Annotated in this window: 14 protein-coding genes and 1 tRNA gene; 12 read left to right on the top strand and 3 right to left on the bottom strand. The window is 56.7% G+C overall.

Annotated elements, in window-relative coordinates; genetic code table 11:
* Positions 1-20 precede the first annotated feature (20 nt).
* Entirely contained in the window at positions 21-974 is a 954-nt protein-coding gene (locus tag U8U68_RS05175) for an ABC transporter permease (RefSeq protein ID WP_322199761.1), read from the bottom strand.
* Between the two features lie 345 nt (positions 975-1,319).
* Here U8U68_RS05175 and U8U68_RS05170 point away from each other — a divergent pair, with 345 nt between their 5' ends.
* On the top strand, positions 1,320-3,065 hold the full coding sequence (locus U8U68_RS05170; RefSeq protein ID WP_322199760.1) for a sensor histidine kinase: 1,746 nt from the start codon (positions 1,320-1,322) through the stop codon (positions 3,063-3,065).
* A gap of 118 nt (positions 3,066-3,183) precedes the next feature.
* Positions 3,184-4,713: a response regulator gene (locus U8U68_RS05165; protein WP_322199759.1), complete on the top strand. Its 1,530-nt coding sequence runs from the start codon at positions 3,184-3,186 to the stop codon at positions 4,711-4,713.
* Positions 4,714-4,959: 246 nt separating this feature from the next.
* On the opposite strand, the gene U8U68_RS05160 is transcribed toward U8U68_RS05165, so the two are convergent.
* Together U8U68_RS05160 and U8U68_RS05155 are read right to left on the bottom strand one after the other, a co-directional pair.
* Positions 4,960-6,435: an alpha-L-fucosidase gene (locus U8U68_RS05160; protein ID WP_322199758.1), complete on the bottom strand. Its 1,476-nt coding sequence runs from the start codon at positions 6,433-6,435 to the stop codon at positions 4,960-4,962.
* Between the two features lie 247 nt (positions 6,436-6,682).
* Complete coding sequence (locus U8U68_RS05155; protein ID WP_322199757.1) at positions 6,683-8,413, bottom strand: TIM-barrel domain-containing protein; 1,731 nt, start codon at positions 8,411-8,413, stop codon at positions 6,683-6,685.
* Between the two features lie 232 nt (positions 8,414-8,645).
* Here U8U68_RS05155 and U8U68_RS05150 point away from each other — a divergent pair.
* From U8U68_RS05150 to hisS, 10 genes are all read left to right on the top strand, one after another.
* Positions 8,646-8,732, top strand: a tRNA-Leu gene (locus tag U8U68_RS05150).
* A gap of 468 nt (positions 8,733-9,200) precedes the next feature.
* Positions 9,201-9,803 carry an aminoacyl-tRNA hydrolase gene (gene pth, locus U8U68_RS05145; RefSeq protein WP_322199756.1) on the top strand — a complete coding sequence of 201 codons (603 nt, stop codon included), beginning with the start codon at positions 9,201-9,203 and terminating at the stop codon, positions 9,801-9,803.
* Positions 9,804-10,214: 411 nt separating this feature from the next.
* Positions 10,215-10,664 carry a dUTP diphosphatase gene (gene dut, locus U8U68_RS05140; protein WP_322199755.1) on the top strand — a complete coding sequence of 150 codons (450 nt, stop codon included), beginning with the start codon at positions 10,215-10,217 and terminating at the stop codon, positions 10,662-10,664.
* Positions 10,665-11,083: 419 nt separating this feature from the next.
* A complete protein-coding gene (locus tag U8U68_RS05135; RefSeq protein ID WP_322199856.1) occupies positions 11,084-12,100 on the top strand; it encodes a rod shape-determining protein in 1,017 nt (338 codons plus the stop codon).
* A gap of 63 nt (positions 12,101-12,163) precedes the next feature.
* Entirely contained in the window at positions 12,164-13,057 is an 894-nt protein-coding gene (gene mreC, locus U8U68_RS05130; protein ID WP_322199754.1) for a rod shape-determining protein MreC, read from the top strand.
* Positions 13,054-13,566, top strand: coding sequence for a rod shape-determining protein MreD (gene mreD / locus U8U68_RS05125; protein ID WP_322199753.1), 513 nt, complete (start codon positions 13,054-13,056; stop codon positions 13,564-13,566). The genes mreC and mreD overlap by 4 nt, the downstream gene beginning before the upstream one ends.
* A gap of 33 nt (positions 13,567-13,599) precedes the next feature.
* Complete coding sequence (locus U8U68_RS05120) at positions 13,600-16,149, top strand: penicillin-binding transpeptidase domain-containing protein (RefSeq protein ID WP_322199752.1); 2,550 nt, start codon at positions 13,600-13,602, stop codon at positions 16,147-16,149.
* A 412-nt stretch (positions 16,150-16,561) separates the two neighbouring features.
* Positions 16,562-17,302 carry a nucleotide-binding protein gene (locus U8U68_RS05115; RefSeq protein WP_322199751.1) on the top strand — a complete coding sequence of 247 codons (741 nt, stop codon included), beginning with the start codon at positions 16,562-16,564 and terminating at the stop codon, positions 17,300-17,302.
* Between the two features lie 79 nt (positions 17,303-17,381).
* Complete coding sequence (locus U8U68_RS05110) at positions 17,382-17,780, top strand: methylglyoxal synthase (protein WP_322199750.1); 399 nt, start codon at positions 17,382-17,384, stop codon at positions 17,778-17,780.
* Between the two features lie 230 nt (positions 17,781-18,010).
* Positions 18,011-19,297, top strand: coding sequence for a histidine--tRNA ligase (gene hisS / locus U8U68_RS05105; protein WP_322199749.1), 1,287 nt, complete (start codon positions 18,011-18,013; stop codon positions 19,295-19,297).
* The last annotated feature ends 557 nt before the right edge of the window (positions 19,298-19,854 follow it).

The raw sequence follows: 19,854 nt of genomic DNA, 5'->3' as shown, positions 1-19,854 counted from the left end.
TTTGCGCGCCTCCTGTTTTTTTAGAATAAGCCTACGTCTTCGTACTTTTTGGAGAAGAAGTTGGCCAGCAGTACCAAGAACACCGAGATGACGGACTGGAACATGCCCACCGCTGTGGCAAAAGAGTACCGCATGGTGCGCAGGCCCATTTCCAAGGTGTAGTATTCGATGATGTAAGACTCCGACTTGGTAAAGGCGTTACCCAGCAGCTGCGAGACGCTAAGGTTGCCGGAAACCAGACCGCCAATGCTAAGAATGAACATAATGATAATGGTATTGGTGATCTCCGGAATGGTGATATAGCGTATCTGGGCAAAGCGTCCGGCCCCGTCTATTTTGGCCGCCTCGTACAGTTCGCTGTTAATCCCACTGATGGCCGCGAAGTAGATAATAGCGCTCCACCCAGTGCCCTTCCACAGCTCCACAAAGGTGGCCAGGCCTTTAAACTTGGCGGGGTCTGTCCAAAAAGAGATGGGTTCGCTGGTTAGTCCAACCTGCATCAGCAGGTTGTTAATCAGGCCGTTGTTGCTTAACACGTCCTGCCACAGGGCGGCCACCACCACATAGGCCATAAAGTGGGGGAAATAGCTGCATGTCTGCACGGTTTTTTTCAGTTTTAGGCTTGGTATCTCATTCAGGGCCAATGCCAGCAGAATGGGCATGGGGAACACAATGCACATGCGCAGCAAGCTAAGCTGGATGGTATTGCGGAAAGCCATCCAAAAGGTGGTGTCCTTTAGGAAAGACTGAAAGTGCTTTAGGCCCACCCAGGGGTTATTAAAGTACGAGGTGGAAAGAGAATAGTCTTGAAAAGCAATAACCAGCCCCGCAATGGGGATGTATGCGAAAACGACCAGAAAAATCATGCCGGGCCAAATCATCAGCTGGTAGGGCAGCTGGCGCCTAAAGCGCTCCCACCGGGTTGCTCCTTTTTTTAAGGTTTCTCTTTTTTCATTGGATGCTGTTCGCTCCACTCCTATCCCCTCTTTCTGCGGATTTTTTAAGGATGCCTTGCGCTTTTTCCGGGGCCAGCGCCCGCCCCCTGGCAAAAAGGGCCATGAACCGTTTTTACAAAAGCGAAAGTTTCTTTCTTTGGCAGGGGAAAGCCCCTCCCTTTTTCCGCTTTCATCATACCGAAAAATCCCCCCAATTTTCAATGAACTATTTTCCTGTTTTGTGTCGATTTTTTCGTTTTTCTTGACAAACACGCCATTTCATACTAATTTAATAGCAGTTAACTAAGTAGTCATGCACAAAACCCCGTGCGTTAGAAAGGCGGTTGCTCTGTGTTTCATTTTTTGACAATTTGGTTCAGGCGAATGAAATTTCGTACCAAAATTCTCTGTGTTACAGGGGCTGTTACCCTCATCCCTATTACCGTACTGTTTGGTTTTTTCTATCATCAGATCGCCTCTTTGCAAGAACGGGAGATCAGCAATTCAGACCGGGCCTTTGAGCAAAACGTCCATACTATCAGCCAAATCATGGACAGCGTGGTCTCTAATGCCCTTCAAGTCTGCTCCAACCAGGAGATTACCAACTTCTTTTCTACCCAGAGCAGCTCGAAATCTTATGTGCTCAACTATATCACCTCCCTGCGCCCCTACCTTACCTACTGCCAAGAGTCCGTGGCCCCCCATGTAAAGGCCATGCGGTTTTATACGAAAAACGAAAAGCTTTTTTCCAACCTGGCGGTGCACAATATCTATAAAAACCCGGACGCCGCCTTTTTTGACCGGGTAGACGCCGCTATGGACGCCAGCCGGGTGGCCGTGCTGCTTTCGGAAGAAGGCCGCAGCTACTATTCTATCGAGTACTCTGCCCAGGGCGTACTCTCCATGTTTTTTCCTGTGAACGCCATGTCCTCTTGCAAGACGATTCTAGAGTGCGAACTGGATTTTAACAACATTTTTCAGTCCTTAGATTTTTCCACCAACGGCTTTGAGACCACGGGATATACCCTGCTCCATCAGTCTGGCACAGCGCTGTTTTCTTCAGACCCCGACTGGGCCGCCCAGGCCGCGGCCCCCCTTCTGCCCCAGGTGCTGGAGGAAGGGACGGTCAGCCACCGGCAGATCTCTTATGGGGGTAAGACCTTTTTGGTAAACGCCGCGGCCATCCCCTCCATCAACTGTGTGCTCATCTGCCACAGCGACCTGGGGGCTGTGTTCAAGCCTGTGCGGAACTTCCAGACCCCGGTCCTGCTGATTATTGTGGTGTGCGTGCTGGTGTGCTGCCTGCTGGCCACCGCCCTGGTCAATAGCCTGCTGCGCCGCTCTCGCACCATTAACCACGCGATTTTGCGCATCCAAGAGGGAGATTTCGACATCTGCCTGCCCGTGGAAGGCTCCGACTTTTTCGACCAGGTGGCCGAAAACCTCAACGGTATGGCCGCGCAAATCAAGAACCTCATCCACAATAACTACGCGGGACAGCTGGAAATTAAGGACCTGCAAATACGGATGCTTTCCCAACAAATCTCCCCCCATTTCCTGTACAACACCCTGGAGTGCCTGCGCATGCGCGCCGTGCTGGAGGACAACTTAGAAACCGCCCAGGCCCTGCTTTCTCTGGGCAGGCTGCTGCGGTACTATGCCAGCTATGCCTCGGAATTCGCCCGTGTCAGCGCAGAGCTGGAGGTGGCCAGGGACTATGTGAATATTATGGGGCTTATGGAAGAGCGGGACTGCGTTTTGGAAACCAGCGTGCCCCAGGCCCTGCTGGAGTGCCTGATGCCCCGGTTCATGCTTCAGCCCATTATTGAGAATTCCATTAAGCACGCGGGCAGGCCCCACGGCTCGGCGGTGCATATTTTTCTCTCTTTGCAAGAAGAAAACGGCCTGCTGCGCTTTACCGTCACGGACGACGGCATGGGCGTGGCCCCAGAACTGGCCCTGGAGATCCAGCAGAAGCTGCTGGCCGCCTCGGTGGACACAGACGGTTCCATTGGCCTGTACAATACCAACGCCCGCATTAAGCTGCTCTACGGCGAAGAGTACGGAATCCTCTTTTCCAGCGTCCAGGGCATGGGCACCTCGGTTACCTTGACCATTCCTTCTGGCTAAGGCTCTTGGGGCGCCGCTGTGGGTCCTGCCAAAGAAACTTCTATTCCCGGTTGAATCTGACCCCAGCGCCCCGTGTTTATCCGCCCCCTCGCTCCCCAAATAATGAAAGGAGACTGCCATGATAGACCTGTTGATCTGCGAGGACAAACCCATCGTCCTGATGGGCCTGAAAAAAATCACCGAGAGCCTGGGCCTGCCTTTGGGAGAAATCTTTCTGGCCCAGGACGGCGAACAGGCTTTCGAGCTGTTCGCCCAGCGCCCTATTAGCCTGGTAATGACCGACATTCAAATGCCCGGCTGCAACGGCCTACAGCTTTTGCGGCGGATGCAGCAGCTGCGGGGCGGATTTCAGGCCATTATCATCAGCGGCCACGACGACTTTGAATATGCCAAAACCGCCATCCACCTGGGCATAGAGGACTATCTGCTAAAGCCCGTGGACCCCGAAGAGCTGCGGGCTGCCCTGACCCGCTGCATTGACAAGCTTGCCCAGCACCAGACCCAAAAGCAGCTGATTTCCGGCATTCTGCTGGACCAGCTCCACGAGGTGTGGGGCCGCTGGCTTTCCCCCGAAACCGAGGCCCTGCTGGGCTCTACAGAAAACCGCTTTTTCCAGGCAGCGGCCTTTGGGGCCGCCTCCTTCCACCTGGACGCCGCCAGGTCCCTAGACCAGGTGCAGCAGCTGCTAAAGGCCCGGCTGCTGGGCAGGTTTTCTCACTTTTTAATGTTTCCCACTTTTGAGAGCTCTTTTTTCGCGATTGTGGGGCTAGAGGGCCCGGGCGCCTGGCAGGACCTGCGCGCCCTGCTGGAAGATTTTGCCCAGCGGTATCCGGGGGCCGGGCGGCTGTACTGTGGCATAGGCCCCCAGGTGGAGAGTATTTTCCACCTAAAAGACGCGGCTCTACAGGCCGAGGGCGCCCTGTGCCTTCGGTTTTCTGCTGGAAAAAGCCGCCTGGTGTTCGCCTGGGAAAACCTGGGCCCCGCCGCTTTAAAAGCCAAGGCCCAAATTCTTCAGCTTTGTGACAATCTTTGCGCGGACCTGCGGCTGCCGGAAATCTCTGCGGTGGAATCAGGGGTGGACCGCCTGTTCGCCAGCTTTACCAGCTATCCAGCCCTGTACCAGACCCTGCCCGCCTGCCTGCGGCGCATAGAGGTGTTTATTCAGCAAGAGCTTTTGGACGGAGCCGGGCCCTCGTTCATCCACTTTTCCGCCTGGGCCGATACCCTGCCCCAACTGAAAAGCCAGCTAAAGCGGGAACTGCTGGAGCTCTGCCGGGCCCGGCTGAAAAAGCGCATGGCCACCCAAGACGCGGTGGCCCAGGCCATTGCGTATATGGAGAAAAACTATCAGAAGCCTCTTACTCTGACCATCCTGGCCAACGTGGTGTCCCTAAACTACACCTATTTCAGCAATATTTTCAAGACCAAAACCGGGGTCAGCGCCACAGCCTATTTGCAGAATATTCGGATGCAAAAGGCCAAGGAACTGCTGATCTCTACCAACGACCGGGTGCGGGAGGTGGCCCACAAGGCGGGCTTTACAGACGAGCGGTACTTTGAGAAGCTCTTTAAACGAAGCGAGGGGATCACCCCCAGCGAGTACCGGGAAAAGCTGCGCACCTTTACAGACACGCCAGAAGAAAAATAGAAAAGCCCGGGGCCAAGAAGCGGCCCCGAGCTTTTTGGTTTTGTGGCTTCCTGTTCTCTCCCTGGCGCCCCCAGGGCCTAGAGTCTGTTTGAAAACTTCGAAACAGGGTCTGTTTTGCCCAGAAATGGTGGCTTCGGCACCAAAAATCCTGGAAAGGCGCCAGCATTTCTTGCGGTTTTTTCCTGGAATCCACTTATTTCTGAGCATAAATCCAGCATTTCTCCGCTTTCAAAACAGACTCTAGCATCAGTCTAGCTGAATCTTAAACGTCACAGGCCCCTGGGCCCGATAGTCTGTAAAGAGGTGCAGCCCCTCCTCGTCCCGGGTCCACCGGGGCGGCTGGCTAGCGCCCAGCACCTCTACCCCCTTCACCACACCGTGGAACACCGTGCCCGCAGTGTGCTCCTGCATCCGCAGGGAGCGTACACAGTATGCCCCGTCCTCCGCCGCCTTTAGGGCCATGGCGTACAAGGCGCCGCCCTTCGTGGTAAAGCGGAAATCCTCTGGGGTAAAATTTTTCTTCACGCTGTCGGAAAAATGCCCGTCCCGCACCTGGGTGGGGCCCTCGCCAAAGGTTTTCCACACCCGGGTATCATAGATGGCCTCGCCGTTTACCCGCATCCAGCTGCCAATGGCTGTAAGAACCGCCTGGTCCTCTTCCGAGAAAGTCCCGTCCGCCTTTGGTCCCACGTTCAGCAGCAGGGCCCCGTTTTTGCTGACAATGTCGCACAGGTCGCAAAGAATGCCCTCCGGGTCCCGGAAGTCATTGTTCTCTGTATAGCACCAGGAGTTCAGGGCAATGGCTGTGTCTGTCTGCCAGAAATAGGGCTTAATGTCCGCCATCTGCCCCCTCTCAATGTCCGGCACCCCGGCGCCGAACAGGTAGGCGTCGTGCTTATAGTCAATGGCCACCTCCACGCCCCACTGGGCGGCCCGGTTGTAGTAGTAGGCCGCCAGCTTTTTCAGATAGGGCTTGGCGTTCACATGGTGAATCCACCAGTCAAAATAGAGGATGCGGGGCTGGTAGCGGTCGATGAGCTCGCAGGTGCGGACCAGCCAGTCCTCCAAAAACTCCTGGCTGGGGCCCGGCTGGCCGGTAATGTCGTCCCAGTTTTCGCTGTCTGGCATGGAGGGCCAGTACAAGTGGTCCCGGTCTGGCTTTTGGGGAATGTCGCTGTCAAAGTCCTTGCCGTGGCTCATAAAGAACCAGTGCTCAATCCGGTGAGAAGAGGCCCCCAGCACCATGCCCTCTGCCTCCACAGCCTCCTTCAGCTGGCCCAGCACGTCCCGCTTCGGCCCCATTTCGGCAGCGTTCCAGTGGGACAGCTCGCTTTTGTACATCTGGAAGCCGTCGTGGTGCTCGGCCACAGGCACCACATACCGGGCCCCGGCCTGATGAAAGAGCTGGGCCCAGGCGGCGGGGTCGAACTGTTCCGCTTTAAACAAGGGGATAAAATCCTTGTAGCCAAAGTCCTTGTGGGGGCCATAAGTGGCAATGTGGTGCTGGTACTCCTTAGACCCCTGGATGTACATGTTACGGGGGTACCACTCGCTGCCAAAAGCGGGCACCGCATACACCCCCCAGTGGATGAAGATGCCGAACTTGGCGTTCCGGTACCACTTAGGGGGTTCCCACGTGGAGAGGGACTCCCAGGAGGGTTCGTATGGCCCCTGGGCAACGACCTGGTCAATGGCCCCAAGGGCGGCGGTTTTGTCATACATAGGCGAAATTCCTTTCCAATCAATAGGATTTTGCGCCATTATAGCAGGTTTTGGGGATTTGTCAAGAGGGGAGGGGGAAGCGGGAGTGTCCAAAAGAAGAGTTTATGACGATAGAGTAGCCTCCGGCGGTTTAGGGGCTCTGCCCCTAAAAGCCCCGCAACCTTTGAAAAGGTTGACGAAACTTTTACTGTTTCTTCATCGGAGCCTCGTTTTTTAACTCTTCATTTTGGACACTCCCGGGGGAAGCCTACAGATTTTCCTCCACATACTTTTTCCAGGCCTCTGCCACATAGCTCCACATGCCCTGTGGAATCTCCTCATAAAAAGACTCGGTCCGGCTGACGCAGTACAGGGCGGGGGTGGCCAGCCGGGTCTGGAACTGCATGTACTGGAACCACTCTTTCACGGTGGTGCAAGAGGCATTGTCGCAGTCCAGCACCTGCCAGCCCGCAATGCGGGCCACCCGGGCCCGGGTCTGCATGGTGTCGCACACATGCCGGGTGGAGAACCACAGGTCGTTGAGCCGCAGTACGTCCGAGGACTCCCGGAACAGGGGGTGGGGCGTCTGGGTCTCTACCAGCGCGTCGGGTTTCACCTGGTGGGCCGCGTCCCATAGAATCCACTGGAACCGCCGCACCATTTCAATGCCGTGGAGCGCCCCATAGCCCGGAATGCCCGCCTCTCGTGCGCAGCCGCCGATCCAGTCCTCTTTAAAGCCGTCCGCGCCGACGTCCCGTACCAGGTGGGTGATCTGCTCGCGCATCAGCTTTTCATAGGCTGGGTCCGCCACATTGGCAAAGAGCCTGCGGCCTTCCTGATTGAAGATGCACATCTGGTCCGGCAGGCCCTGGGTGTGGTAGCTGGCGGTCCACAGCAGCACATGCCGGCCCTTTTTGTGCTGGGCGTCGATAAAGCCCTTCATATCCGGCCACTTTTCCTCATCCACCTCAAAGGTACCATAATACTTCTGCCACTTGTCGTCAATAACGATGGTGGAGAAGGGCACGCCCCGCTCTTCCAGCTTCGCGATCCACTCCTCATAATTTTTCTGGGTGGCCTCTGCCCCAGACTCGGTATTCTTTAGATAAGACTGTACCGTCTGTTCGGCCCAGCCGCAGAACACAGGGGCCCGGTGCCAGGGGGCGGGCTCATAGGCGAACTGGGTGGAAAAGCCCCGGTCGTCGCACCAGTCGATGTGCTTTTCCAGTACGTCCAAAGGGCCGCTGCCAAAGGTAAAGGACACCCTGGGCGTGGCGTACTCCCCCTGGGCCTGGGTGTATCCCAAATAGTTGATATAGAAGGCCGCCCCCCGCTTGCGGGCTCCCGAGTACTCAAAGCTGGCGAAGCGGTACTGACCGGGCTGGGTGCCCAGGCCCACGCCCATGGCGCTTTGGCCGTCGTAGAAACAGAAGCACAGGGGCGAAGGGGCGAAGTCACCCTGGGATTTTTCCAGCAGCAGCTGTTCCCGCACGGGAAACTCTGGCCACAGGCCCGTGGTGCCGTACTGGTTGTTGCGGAACTCTTCCACATTGCCCAGGTTGGTGTCGGGGTTAAAGTAGAACTCCGCGTTGATACGGGCATTGTACGCAAAGCCCTGGCTGTCGCCAGGGTCGTACTCGCCAGGAATCCCCGTGGAGAAGAAGAAGCACCGGCCCAGGGGGCCCCGCCCTTTTACGATATGAAAATGCTCGGCCCGGCGCTTTTCAAAGCGCCAAATAAAGGTGTGCTCCTGCCACAGGGAACTCTCGGCCCGGAACACAGCCTCCAGCGCCACCCCCTTGCAGTCCAGCTTTTCTAAGGTAATGGCCCCCAGCACCTCTTTTTGGCCCAGCTGGTCAAAGGCCGCCGCCGCGGGGAAATCGCCAAAGTTCACCCCATCCAACACAAAACTGAAAAAGGGCTGTTCCCCCAGTACCAGCCGCGCGCCGTAGCGCCCGCCTCGTAAAACATATCCATTCAAAACTTGCTGCCATTCCACTGTCCATCGCTCTCCTCTCAGTTGATTCTTCCTCCCAGCCGCTGCCAGGGCCAAGGGTTGTTTTGGATTCATTGTAGCATTTTTACCGGTTTACACACAAGAGGCAGACGCAAACAGGCAAAGTCTATACACAATTCCCAAAAATGCTCCACCCAATGAGCTTTGGTGCAAAAAGCCACAAAAAAGTACTTGATTTTTTCTTTCACAGGGAGTATAATGATGAAGTTAAATTGCCGGTGTGATGGAATTGGCAGACGTGATGGACTCAAAATCCATTGGTAGCGATACCGTGCCGGTTCGAGTCCGGCCACCGGCACCACAAAATTCCTCAGTCGATGATATCATCGACTGAGGAATTTTTAATTTTGCCTATAAAAGAGCCTTGAAATCAGGGGGTTACCGGGACCACTGGGGGCATATTGCCTATGGCATCCCGTTTTTTAGGCGATCCCGCAGAATTCTAAGTACCGTATTGGGCAGTCAGATTTTTCGTGAGAGGGTACAGATTGAGCGCCGTCCATCTCACCATTGACCAGCGAAAGCTGTGCGCTATCACGGAAAATCTGCAAGCAAGACGGTGCTTAGAATGGTGCGGTGTTGCCTTAAATATTACAACCTTTGATTCTGCTGCCAGGGCAAGATTCTTCTTGCAAAAATTGCCTAAACCTGTTAAGATAATGCCTAGAGTCTGTCTTAAAACTTTGAAAAGACGTCTTTTCTCCGGGTTTAAAGCAGACTCTCATATTTTCTTGGTATTCATCCCCTTGCCATCAAGGAGGTTTCTATAATGTTTGTCCATTTCAAGCGCCCTGCTCCCGCGGGCCCCTGCCAGTTTATCTTAGCGGGCCTGGGCAACCCCGGCCGGGAGTATGAGGGCACCCGGCACAACGCGGGCTTTATGGCCCTAGACCGCCTGGCGGAAAAACAGGGGGTCCGTATTAACCAAATAAAATTCAAAGGCACAGTGGCACAGTGTCTTCTGGGGGACGTGCCGGTTCTTCTGCTAAAGCCCGGCACCTTTATGAACCTTAGCGGCCAGTCGGTGCGGGAGGCCATGGCCTTTTATAAAGTTCCGCCAGAGCGCACAATGGTTCTGTTCGACGACATCAACCTGCCCCCCGGCCGCCTGCGGGTGCGCCGCAAGGGCAGCGACGGGGGCCACAACGGCATGAAGAACATTATCTACCTGTCCGGGTCGGACCAGTTCCCCCGCATTAAGTTGGGGGTGGGCCAAAAGCCCCACCCAGACTATAACCTGGCGGACTGGGTGCTCTCTAAATTCAGCCAGCAGGAGCTAAAGGACCTGGGCCCTGCCCTGGAAGCCGCCGGGGCCGCGGCAGAGCTGATTGTGCGCGGGGAGATTGATAGGGCCATGAATTTGTACAATTAAGGCAACGCCACACAAAGTCTTTCCACGGCATTTCTCCGCGCTTTTTCCGTTATAGCACGGCCGCATTATTGCCTGCGGCTTTCATTTTCCAGAATCGCAAAACCATGCACGGTATAACCATACAGCGTTCCATCAATAGACTTCTTGCGAAATAGCTGCAAGCCGACCAGAGCACGCGGTCCAGGGGCGTTGGGCCCCTGGCAGGGTGTGGGGCAGAGCCCCATGGCCTTGCCGTAGGGCGCGTCCTTTGCGCCCGGAGGCCTTTTTATTACTCAAACAATTATTATTTTCGCAAGAGGTCTAATGAATTGGCCGCGTAACCCACGTACAATAGGCGGTATTGCCTTACAGCCCCAAATAACCGTACCCCTTTCCCATTACTTCAGCACTTTTTAGAAGGAGCTTATCTCTATGAAAATACAGTTTGTGAAGCTTCACCCCCAGGCCCTTATTCCCCGGCGGCAAACCCAGGGCAGCGCGGGCTATGACCTTTCCGCCTGCGCGGAAGAGCCCATTCTCATTCCGCCGGGAGAGATGGTCATGGTGCCCCTGGGCTTTGCCATCCAGATTCCAGAGGGCTACGCTGGGTTTGTGTTTTCCCGCAGCGGCCTGGGGCGCCTGGGCCTGGTGGTGGCCCAGGGCGTGGGGGTGATTGACAGCGACTACCGGGGCCAGTGGTGGGTTCCCCTGCGCAACCTAAGCGGCCAGCCCATTACCGTGGAGCCAGGAGAGCGCATTGCCCAGGTGGTATTTATGCGGGTCGCCGCACCGGAGCTGGAGGAAGTGGAAGAGCTGGAGGAGACAGACCGGGGACAGGCAGGCTTTGGCAGTACAGGCCTTAGGCCGCGTACGGAGATATAGTGGAAAACCCAGAGAGCAACGTAATATATGCCGGATTTTTCGGGTTTTACAAATTATCTGTAAGCATACGGTTGAGAAAGGGAAAAAAATGCGTTATAATAGATAGAGTAAAGAAGAAATAAGCAGCGGCTCCCCAAAAAGCAGCGGCCCAGGGTTTTCTCCGCCGTACCGTCCCATAGAGCCAAAGAACACGTAAAGTGAGTTTTTTAGCGGCGGGCCCCATAGGAAGCCCATATCAGCCGTAAAGACGCCCTTAAAACTCTTTTCCCCACAAAAACGAAATCAAGCGTCCCTTCTCCAAATAATGGGCGGCTCATTGGGGATACTTTCATTTTAGGGTTTTATCCACACTTATCGCTTTATTAGTAGAAAGGCGGATCGATATGGCAGGCTTTTCCAGTTTTTTATCCATGTTTTCCATGTTTTCCAAAGATATTGGCATTGACCTGGGCACCGCCAACACCCTGGTGTTTATGCGGGGCAAAGGCATTGTAATGCGCGAACCCAGCGTGGTGGCCGTGGACGTGCGTTCTGACGAGGTGCTGGCCGTGGGCAAACAGGCCAAAGAGATGCTGGGGCGTACCCCTGGCTCCATTGTGGCGGTGCGCCCCCTAAAGGACGGGGTCATCGCGGACTTTGACGTAACAGCAGCCATGCTGAAGTATTTTATTAAGAAGGCCCTAAAGGCCGGGGCCCTTAGCCGGCCTCGCATTGTCATCTGCATTCCTTCCGGGGTCACCGAGGTGGAGCGCCGGGCCGTAGAGGACGCCGCCCGCCAGGCTGGCAGCAATAATGTAGACCTGATGGAAGAGCCCATGGCAGCCGCGGTGGGCGCGGGTCTGCCGGTTTCCGAGGCCACGGGCAGCATGGTGGTGGACATTGGCGGCGGTACCAGCGAGGTGGCCGTTATCTCCCTGGGAGACATTGTCACAGCCGTGTCCGTGCGCATGGCAGGGGACAAGTTCGACGAGGCCATTATCACCTATGTAAAGAAAAAGTACAACCTGCTCATCGGCGACCGTACCGCCGAGGAGATTAAAATGCGCATCGGCTCGGCTTTCCCCACAGAGGAAACCATCAACGCCTTTGTGGAGATCAAGGGCCGCAACCTGGTGGACGGCCTGCCCAAAAATGTCACCATCCACGCCGACGAGGTGCGGGAGGCCCTGGCAGACAGCGTGATGGTGGTGGTAGACGCCATTAAAGAGACCCTGGAACAGACCCCCCCAGAGCTGGCGGCGGATATTATTGACCGGGGCATTATGCTTACCGGCGGCGGCGCCCTGCTTAAGGGCCTGGACCGGCTGGTGAGCCAAGAAACGGGCATTCCCGTGCATGTGGCGGAGCGCCCCCTGGACTGCGTGGTGGAAGGCACGGGCAAAAGCCTGGAGATTGAGCTGCCCAAGTCCTACTACCGGAACACCAGAAGGAAATAACCGGCCGGCCCCTTGCCCGTGCCGCCCTTTGTCCTATCCCCCATCTATATTAGGAGAAACATCGTGAATGACTTTTTGAAAGGCAGCTCCTTCAAGGTCCTCCTCATCGCCGTGGTGGTCCTGCTGGGGCTTATCATCTATACCGCTACTGCCGGGGGCTCTTTGGTATCCAGCATTCTGGGCTTTGCCACCACCCCGATGCAGAGCATTGCCACCGAGGTCACGGGAAACGTCACCGAGTTTTTGGACCTGGACGGCTTTTCCAAAGAGGAGCTGAAGGACCTGGTGGTTCGCCTGCAAAATGAGAACGGCCAGCTGCTGGACCGGCTGGTGGACTATGACGCGGCCATTCAGGAAAACCAGCGGCTAAAGCAGCAGCTGAATATCAGCCAAGAAGCGCCAGAAATAGAAATGCGCTCCGCCGCTGTCATTGCCCGAGACCCCAACGACGTGTTCTATGGCTTTTCCATTGACGTGGGCACCCTGGCCGGAGTAAATACCGGGGACCCGGTGATCACCTCCCGGGGGCTGGTGGGCATTGTCTCCGAGGCCATGCCCACTTCCAGCAAAGTAAGCTGCCTCTTCTCTGAAAAGGTGCATGTGGCGGCCGTCTCCATTGACAAGCAGGAAACCGGCGTGGTGAGCAGTAATATGATGCTGGCGGGCACAGGGCTTTTGCGCATGAACTACCTGACCACCACCACCCAGCTGGAGCCCGGGGATATTATCACCACCTCAGGCGTGGGGGGCGTGTACCCCGCCCAGCTGAAGATTGGCCAGGTGGAAAGCGTGGAGCGCTCGGAGACCGACGTCTCCCGCTACGCGGTGCTGCGGCCCTTTGAGGACCTAAGCAAGGTAAAAGACGTGCAGGTGATCATCGACTTTCCCGGCAAGGGCCAGGACGCCTCTGCCCCCGAATCCTCTCAAAGCCCTGTGGGCGGGGAGGACGCCGAATGAGGGACCTGAATCGGACCATCCGGTATTTGGCCTATACCCTGGAGCTTCTGGTACTGTTTATGCTCCAGCAAACCCCGGGGCTGCTCCCCACTATCAGCGGCGTACGGCCTGTGCTTGTACTGCCTGCCGCGGTGGTCATGGCGATGTTTGAAGAAGAAGTCCCCGCCATGGCCTTTGGCATAGTGGCCGGGCTTTTCTGCGATTTCGGCCTTTCCGGCGCTCTGGGCTTTCACGCCCTGGTGCTGGGGGTTTTATGTTTTTTTGTCAGCCTGCTGGTGCAGGCCTATATGCGGGTGAACATGGTTACTGCCGTGCTTACGGGCCTTTGGACCATGGCGGTTACCCTGGGCGGGCAGTGGCTGTATACTTATTATTTTCATTATTCCCTGCCGGGGTACGCGCTCACCCACCACTATGTGCCCAAGTTTTTTTATACGATGCTCTTCGTCCCCCTTTTATATCTGCTGAACAAGGGGCTTTCCGAGGCCCTGGGGGCGCAGGAGAAGTAGAGCCCGCAAAGCGTGCTCTGGAAAGGCGTCATTATGCAAATACCCCATATCAAGTTTGGACGCACAGCCGCCTGCATTTTGGTGGTGGCTGTGTTTTTCAGTATATTTGAGTTCCAGCTATTCAACTGGCAGGTGATAAACGGCGACAAATTTGAGCAGGAGGCCTTGAGCCACCGCACCGACGCCGTAGAGATTCAGGCCGCCCGGGGGGAAATTCTGGACCGCAATGGCAACGTGCTGGCCGGCAACCATATTGTGTACCAGGTAATCTATAATGCCCTGTATATGGACGATTCCCAGCGAAACGCCACGATTTTGGAGGTCATCGACCTTTTGGAAGAGCTGGAAGAGCCGTGGCGGGACATTCTGCCCATCCAGCTGGACGCGGAAGGAAACTTCCAGTTTAAAGAGGGGGAAGAGGACGAGATAGAGACCCTGAAAAGCCGGGACTACCTAAACCTGGCGGACTATGCCACCGCAGACGACTGCATACGGGAGCTGGCCAAGCGCTACCGGTACCAGGGCTTTTCCAAAGAGGATACCCGTACCGTGGTGGCGGTGCGGTACTGTATGACCCGGGACGGCTTTTCCATTAACGAGCCCTATGTGTTCGCCACAGGGGTGAGCTCCGAGACCGTGGGCGTGTTTCGAGAGAGCGCCAACCGCTGGCCAGGCGTTGAAACCCGGGTAAACGTGAGCCGCTACTATGACGAGGACGGCTTTTTGGCCCCCCACCTAATCGGCTCCACAGGAGAAATCAGCGAGGCCGGGCTGGAAAAAGCAAAGGAAAACGGTACCCTTTATGACAGCGAGACCAATATTGCCGGGTACAGGACCAAGGATATTGTGGGCATAGACGGGGCCGAGGGGGCCTTTGAGGAATATCTGCGGGGCAAGCGGGGGCAGGAGGCCGTGTACACAGACGAAAACGGCAATGTAACCACCACCGCCCTGCGCATCCAGCCCGAACAGGGCCACACGGTACAGCTGACCCTGGACTCTTACCTGCAAACCGTGGCCAACCGTTCCCTGGAAAAAAACATACAGGCCAGCTTCGCTGCCTCCACGTACAAGGACCCCAAGAAGGACTGCATCTCTGGGGCGGCCGTGGCCATTGACATCTCAGACTTCGGGGTCTTGGCCTGTTCCTCTTACCCCAGCTATGACCTAAATAAAATTACCCGGGGCAGCGAATCCTATGACGGGGAATACCATCAAAGCCTTCTGGATGACCTGGTGTATCAGCCCCTAAACAACCGGGCCCTTACGGGCCGCTACGTCCCGGGCTCGGTGTTCAAGCCTCTGGTGGCTATTGCGGGCCTGCAAGAGGGCATAGTGGGCGCGGGAGAGAGCATCTATGACTGCAACATGCACTTTGTCTACGAGGACCTGGACCTGGCCTGCACCGATATGCATGGCAACGCCAATATGTATACAGCCATTGCCGAGTCCTGCAACGCCTATTTCTGCCAGCTAGGGCTGGACCTGAAGATCCGCCGGCTGGACGCCTACGCCCAGTGCTTTGGCCTGGGGGAGTACACAGGCGTAGAGCTGTACGAGGAAAAGGGCAACATGACCAGCCCCCAGACCTACCGGAACCTGCACGCGGACACCGGCGCCCAGTGGACGGACGGCAACACCGCCCAGGCGGCCATTGGCCAGGCGGACGACCTCTTCACACCCATTCAGCTGGCCACCTACGCGGCCACCATCGCCACCGGGGGCAGGCGCTACCGCACCCACTTTTTACAGAATGTGTTGGACTACTCCGGCCAGGAGCTGATTGAACGCTATCAGCCCGAACTGCTCTACGACGCGGAGATCAGCCCAGACGTTACCGCCGTGGTCACCCAGGCCATGTGCCAAACCGCTACCAGCGGCACGGCCCGGGGGGTTTTCTCCAACTACCCGGTGTCTGTGGCCTGTAAAACCGGCACTGCCGAGACCTCCGGCATTCCCTACAAAGAGGGGGGCACGGGCGAAAACATCAGCTTTATCTGCTTCGCCCCAGCCGAGGACCCCAAAATTGCTGTGGCTGTGATGCTGCAGCACGGCCACCAGGGCCCCCATGCCCAAAACGTGGCCAAGGATATTCTGGACGCCTACTTTGAGTTCTACACCTGGGACGAGGAGGGCCATAAGTTTGACCAAGACGGTAATATGGTGGATGACGACGGGAAGGTTTTAAAGACCAAGGAGGAGCTGGACGAAGAGGCCGCCCGCAGGGAGCAGGCCGCCCAATTCCCCTCTGGTTCTCCCCGCCCCTCCCCCAGCGGAGACCAGCCCAGTGGAAACGACACGCCCAGCGCCACGCCAGACCCCACCCCCACCCCCACTCCCCAGCCCAGCCGGGGCAGCGATATCCCAGACACCATCTTTACCGGCGGCGCGCCCGCGCCCTCGCCCGACCCCTCACAACCAGAGGCGGCTGACCCCACCCCCATCCCCAGCAACGATACGCCCTTTTACCGGGGCAGCGGCCAGACCCCAGAACCCGGGGACCAACCGGAAGAGGATGAGGAAGGAGAAGAATACAGCGGAGAGGAAGGTCCAGAGGACGATTCCTGGGAAGGCAGCGGCTAAGCCGTACCTTATCAACACAACAAAAGGGCATACGGGCCAGTAGGGCCGTGTGTCCTTTTTTCTTGGAAAAAGCCGGAAGAATTGTGACCCATCCGTATATAGTAAACACACTTGAAAATCGGTACATGGCGATTTTCAAGCAGCGCGGCGCGGGCATACCCGTGCCGCCAGGTTCAAAAGAGGTATTACCTCTTTTGAACTGCGTTAACTATAATGGAAAACAATTTCTCCAAATCTGATTATACAATGAATTTATTCCCCAGTTGGCTAAAATATTGAAAAATGAGCTTCAAGAGATAACAAATCTTCGTTCCGTTTTTTGTGCGCATTCAATATAATTCTTAAAAAATAATATTTGTTTTTGACAAAACTCCATTTCTGTGGTAAGATGGTAGACGAGGTGGTGTTCCATATGGGAATCGCGTCCGTTATCACCTCCGGAAAGGGCGGCGTGGGCAAGTCCACCGCCGCAGTCGGCTTGGGCCGTGCGCTGGCTCGCCGCGGCCGCCGGGTTCTTTTGGTGGACTGCGACGCCGGGCTGAGAAGCCTGGACCGTATGACCGGCACGGAGGAAAGCCTAGTTTTTGACAGCTCCGACGTGGTGTTCGGCCGGTGTTCTCCGGCGGAGGCCATTTATCCCTGCCCGGGCAGCCAGGGACTGTTTCTTTTGCCCGCGCCTGCCAGCGGCGAAAACCGGGTGAGTCCAGGGGTCATGCGGCGGTTGGTGCCCCTGCTGAAGCGTTATTACGACCATGTGCTGCTGGATTCCCCCGCTGGCGTGGGGGATGGCTTTCGCTCTGCCGCCTGCGCGGCTGACCGGGCCCTGGTGATTTGCAGTCCAGACCCTGTGTGCGTGCGCAGCGCCAGTACGGTGCGTCAGCTTTTGGACCGGCTGGGGGTGGCGGACAAGCGTCTGGCCATCAACCGCTTTAACGACGAAGCTTTTGACGAAGCAGGGGTCTACAACGATCTAGACGCCATTATTGACGCTTCGGGCCTGCGGCTGTTTGGCCTTGTCCCAGAGGACATCTCTCTGGCCGCGGCATTCCAAAAGGGCGAACCCGCCCGGGAGGATTCGCCCGGCATGATGGCCCTCTCCCGCATGGCGGCCCGGCTGGAAGGAGAAGCTGTGCCCATGCCCAGCAGACTATAGGACCAAGGGTCCTTTATGATTACCAAGCAGAAACGCCTATTATATAATTTTATTATACTGTTGAACGGAGGAGTTTTGTATGAACATTGCTTTGACAGCGCACGACGCCAAAAAGGAATTGATGGTGCAGTTTTGCATTGCTTATTGCGGCATATTAAGCCACCACAGCTTATGCGGCACCGGCACAACGGGCAAGATGATTTCCGAGGCCACGGGCCTAAGCCTACAGCGGTTTTTAAGCGGCCCCCAGGGCGGAGACCAGCAGATTGCCGCCCGCATTTCCTGTGACGAGATTGATCTGCTGCTGTTTTTCCGGGACCCATTGAACCCCCAAAGCAACGAACCCAGCGCCTTAAACCTGTTGCGTTTGTGCGACCAACACAATATCCCTGTGGCCACCAATATTGCCACGGCGGAGGTTCTTGTACATGGCCTGGAGCGGGGCGACCTGGACTGGCGGGACATTGTAAAAGGGTAAATTTTTTCAGGCTATTGATTAAATGGGCCGTTCCCTTTATAATAAGGGGAGGCCACCCAGAGGGGCGAGCCAAGAAGGCGCGCCCTTTTTTTACATGAACGAAACCGTGAGAAAAGCGGCGCGGCAGCAGTGGGCGCGGGGGTGGGTTCCCGCCCCTCTTCTGTCCGCCAGTCTACGGGGCGCGCCGTTCTCTTTCCTCTGAAAATTCTTATTAGGATGTGATTCTCTATATGGACCTGATTACCAAGGCCCCAAAGGGCACCCAGGACCTGACCCCTGCCCAGACCGCCAAATGGCGCGCGGTGGAGCAGGCGCTGGTCAGCGAGGCAGAGCTGAACGGCTTTGCCGAAATACGCACCCCGGTGTTTGAGCACACCGAGCTCTTCCAACGGGGCATGGGCGACGTAACCGACGTGGTGGAAAAACAGATGTATACCTTTACAGATAAGGGCGGGCGCTCTGTAACCCTGCGGCCCGAGGGTACTGCCGGGGCAGCCCGGGCCATGCTGGAAAACGGCCTGTATAACAGCGGCTACCCGATACGGCTGTACTACAATATTCCCTGCTACCGCTATGAAAAACCCCAAGCCGGCCGTATGCGGGAGTTCCGCACCTTTGGCGCCGAGGTGTTCGGCGCCGCCGAGCCCGTGGCCGACGCACAGCTGATTGCCATGGCCATGTCTGCTTTCAAACGTCTGGGGCTGCACGACGTAGGCCTGCAACTGAACTCTATTGGCTGCGCTACCTGCCGGAAGGAATACCACAAAGCCCTAAAAGAATTCTTCACCGGCCACAAGGACCAGCTGTGCGAGACCTGCCTCTCCCGGCTGGACCGCAGCCCCATGCGCATTCTGGACTGCAAGAGTCCCCAGTGCCAGGAGATTGCCGCTGGCGCGCCAAAAATCACCCAGTACCTCTGCCAGGACTGCAAAAGCCACTTTGCTCGGGTGCAGGAGCTTTTGACCGCCCTGCATATTGACTTTACCCTGGACCCCGGCCTGGTGCGGGGCCTGGATTACTACACCCGGACTGTGTTCGAATTCCCCTCCCAAAGCCTGGGCATTGCCCTGGGCGGCGGCGGACGGTATGACGGCCTGATCCAGGAGATGGGCGGCAAGCCCACCCCGGCCCTGGGCTTTGGCCTGGGACTGGACCGCATTCTCTTGGCCCTAGAGAAGCAGGGCGCAGACTTTGACCAGGGGGCCCGCTGCCAGGTGTACATTGCCTCCATGGGGCCGGCGGCCCAGATGAAAGCTCTGGAACTTTGTGATCTACTGCACAGCTGCGGCGTGGCGGCAGACTGCGACGTGTGCGGCCGGGGGCTGAAAGCCCAGATGAAGTACGCGGATAAAATCGGGGCCCGGTATAGCCTGGTGTTGGGCGAGGAAGAGCTGGCCACTGGACAAGCCCAGATGAAGGAGATGAAAACTGGCCAAGCCGAGCCGGTGGAGATCGGCGAAAAATTTATAGAGAGCTACCTAACGGCCACCACCAAACCGGAAAGCCTAGCCCTCTAGCCCAAAGAGAAAACAGCGTAGCGGCAAAAGAGTGCAGGGGCAAAGCTCCTGCCGAGGGGTGCGGGGACGAGAAGCCCCCGCGACCTTGCCCTTAGCGGCGCGGAAAGTGAACGTAGTCCCTCAATCCCCGCCAAAAGTAGACCGCCCAAAGAGAACCGCCCAGTTCCGCGCCGCTCCCCCAGCGCCTTTCGCCGGTGGAACACCGCCGAAATAGCGGCCCGCTGGTAGATTCCCCAATAAGATCCTCCCCCTATAAGTAAAGGCTCTTCTCCCCCGTTTTCGCAGAAGCCGCTCCCAGCCATGGGCCCTCGGCCCTGTCAATCATAAAAACACTTTCGCTGATTACGGCCTCTCCTCTTGGGGGCCTGTCCGCTTACTTTCCGCTCTTCTAAAAATCTCGCTTCGCTGGTTTTACAATATTTTTGGGGCGGCTGATTACGGCCTCTCCTCTTGGGGGCCTGTCCGCTTACTTTCCGCTCTTCTAAAAATCTCGCTTCGCTGGTTTTACAATATTTTTGGGGCGGCTGATTACGGCCTCTCCTCTTGGGGGCCTGTCT

Origin of the sequence: Acutalibacter intestini (assembly GCF_034334985.1) — a bacterium.
In the GTDB taxonomy this organism is placed as follows: domain Bacteria; phylum Bacillota; class Clostridia; order Oscillospirales; family Acutalibacteraceae; genus Acutalibacter; species Acutalibacter intestini.
Note: the sequence above shows the minus strand (reverse complement) of the source record. Positions and strands in the feature narration are given on the sequence as shown.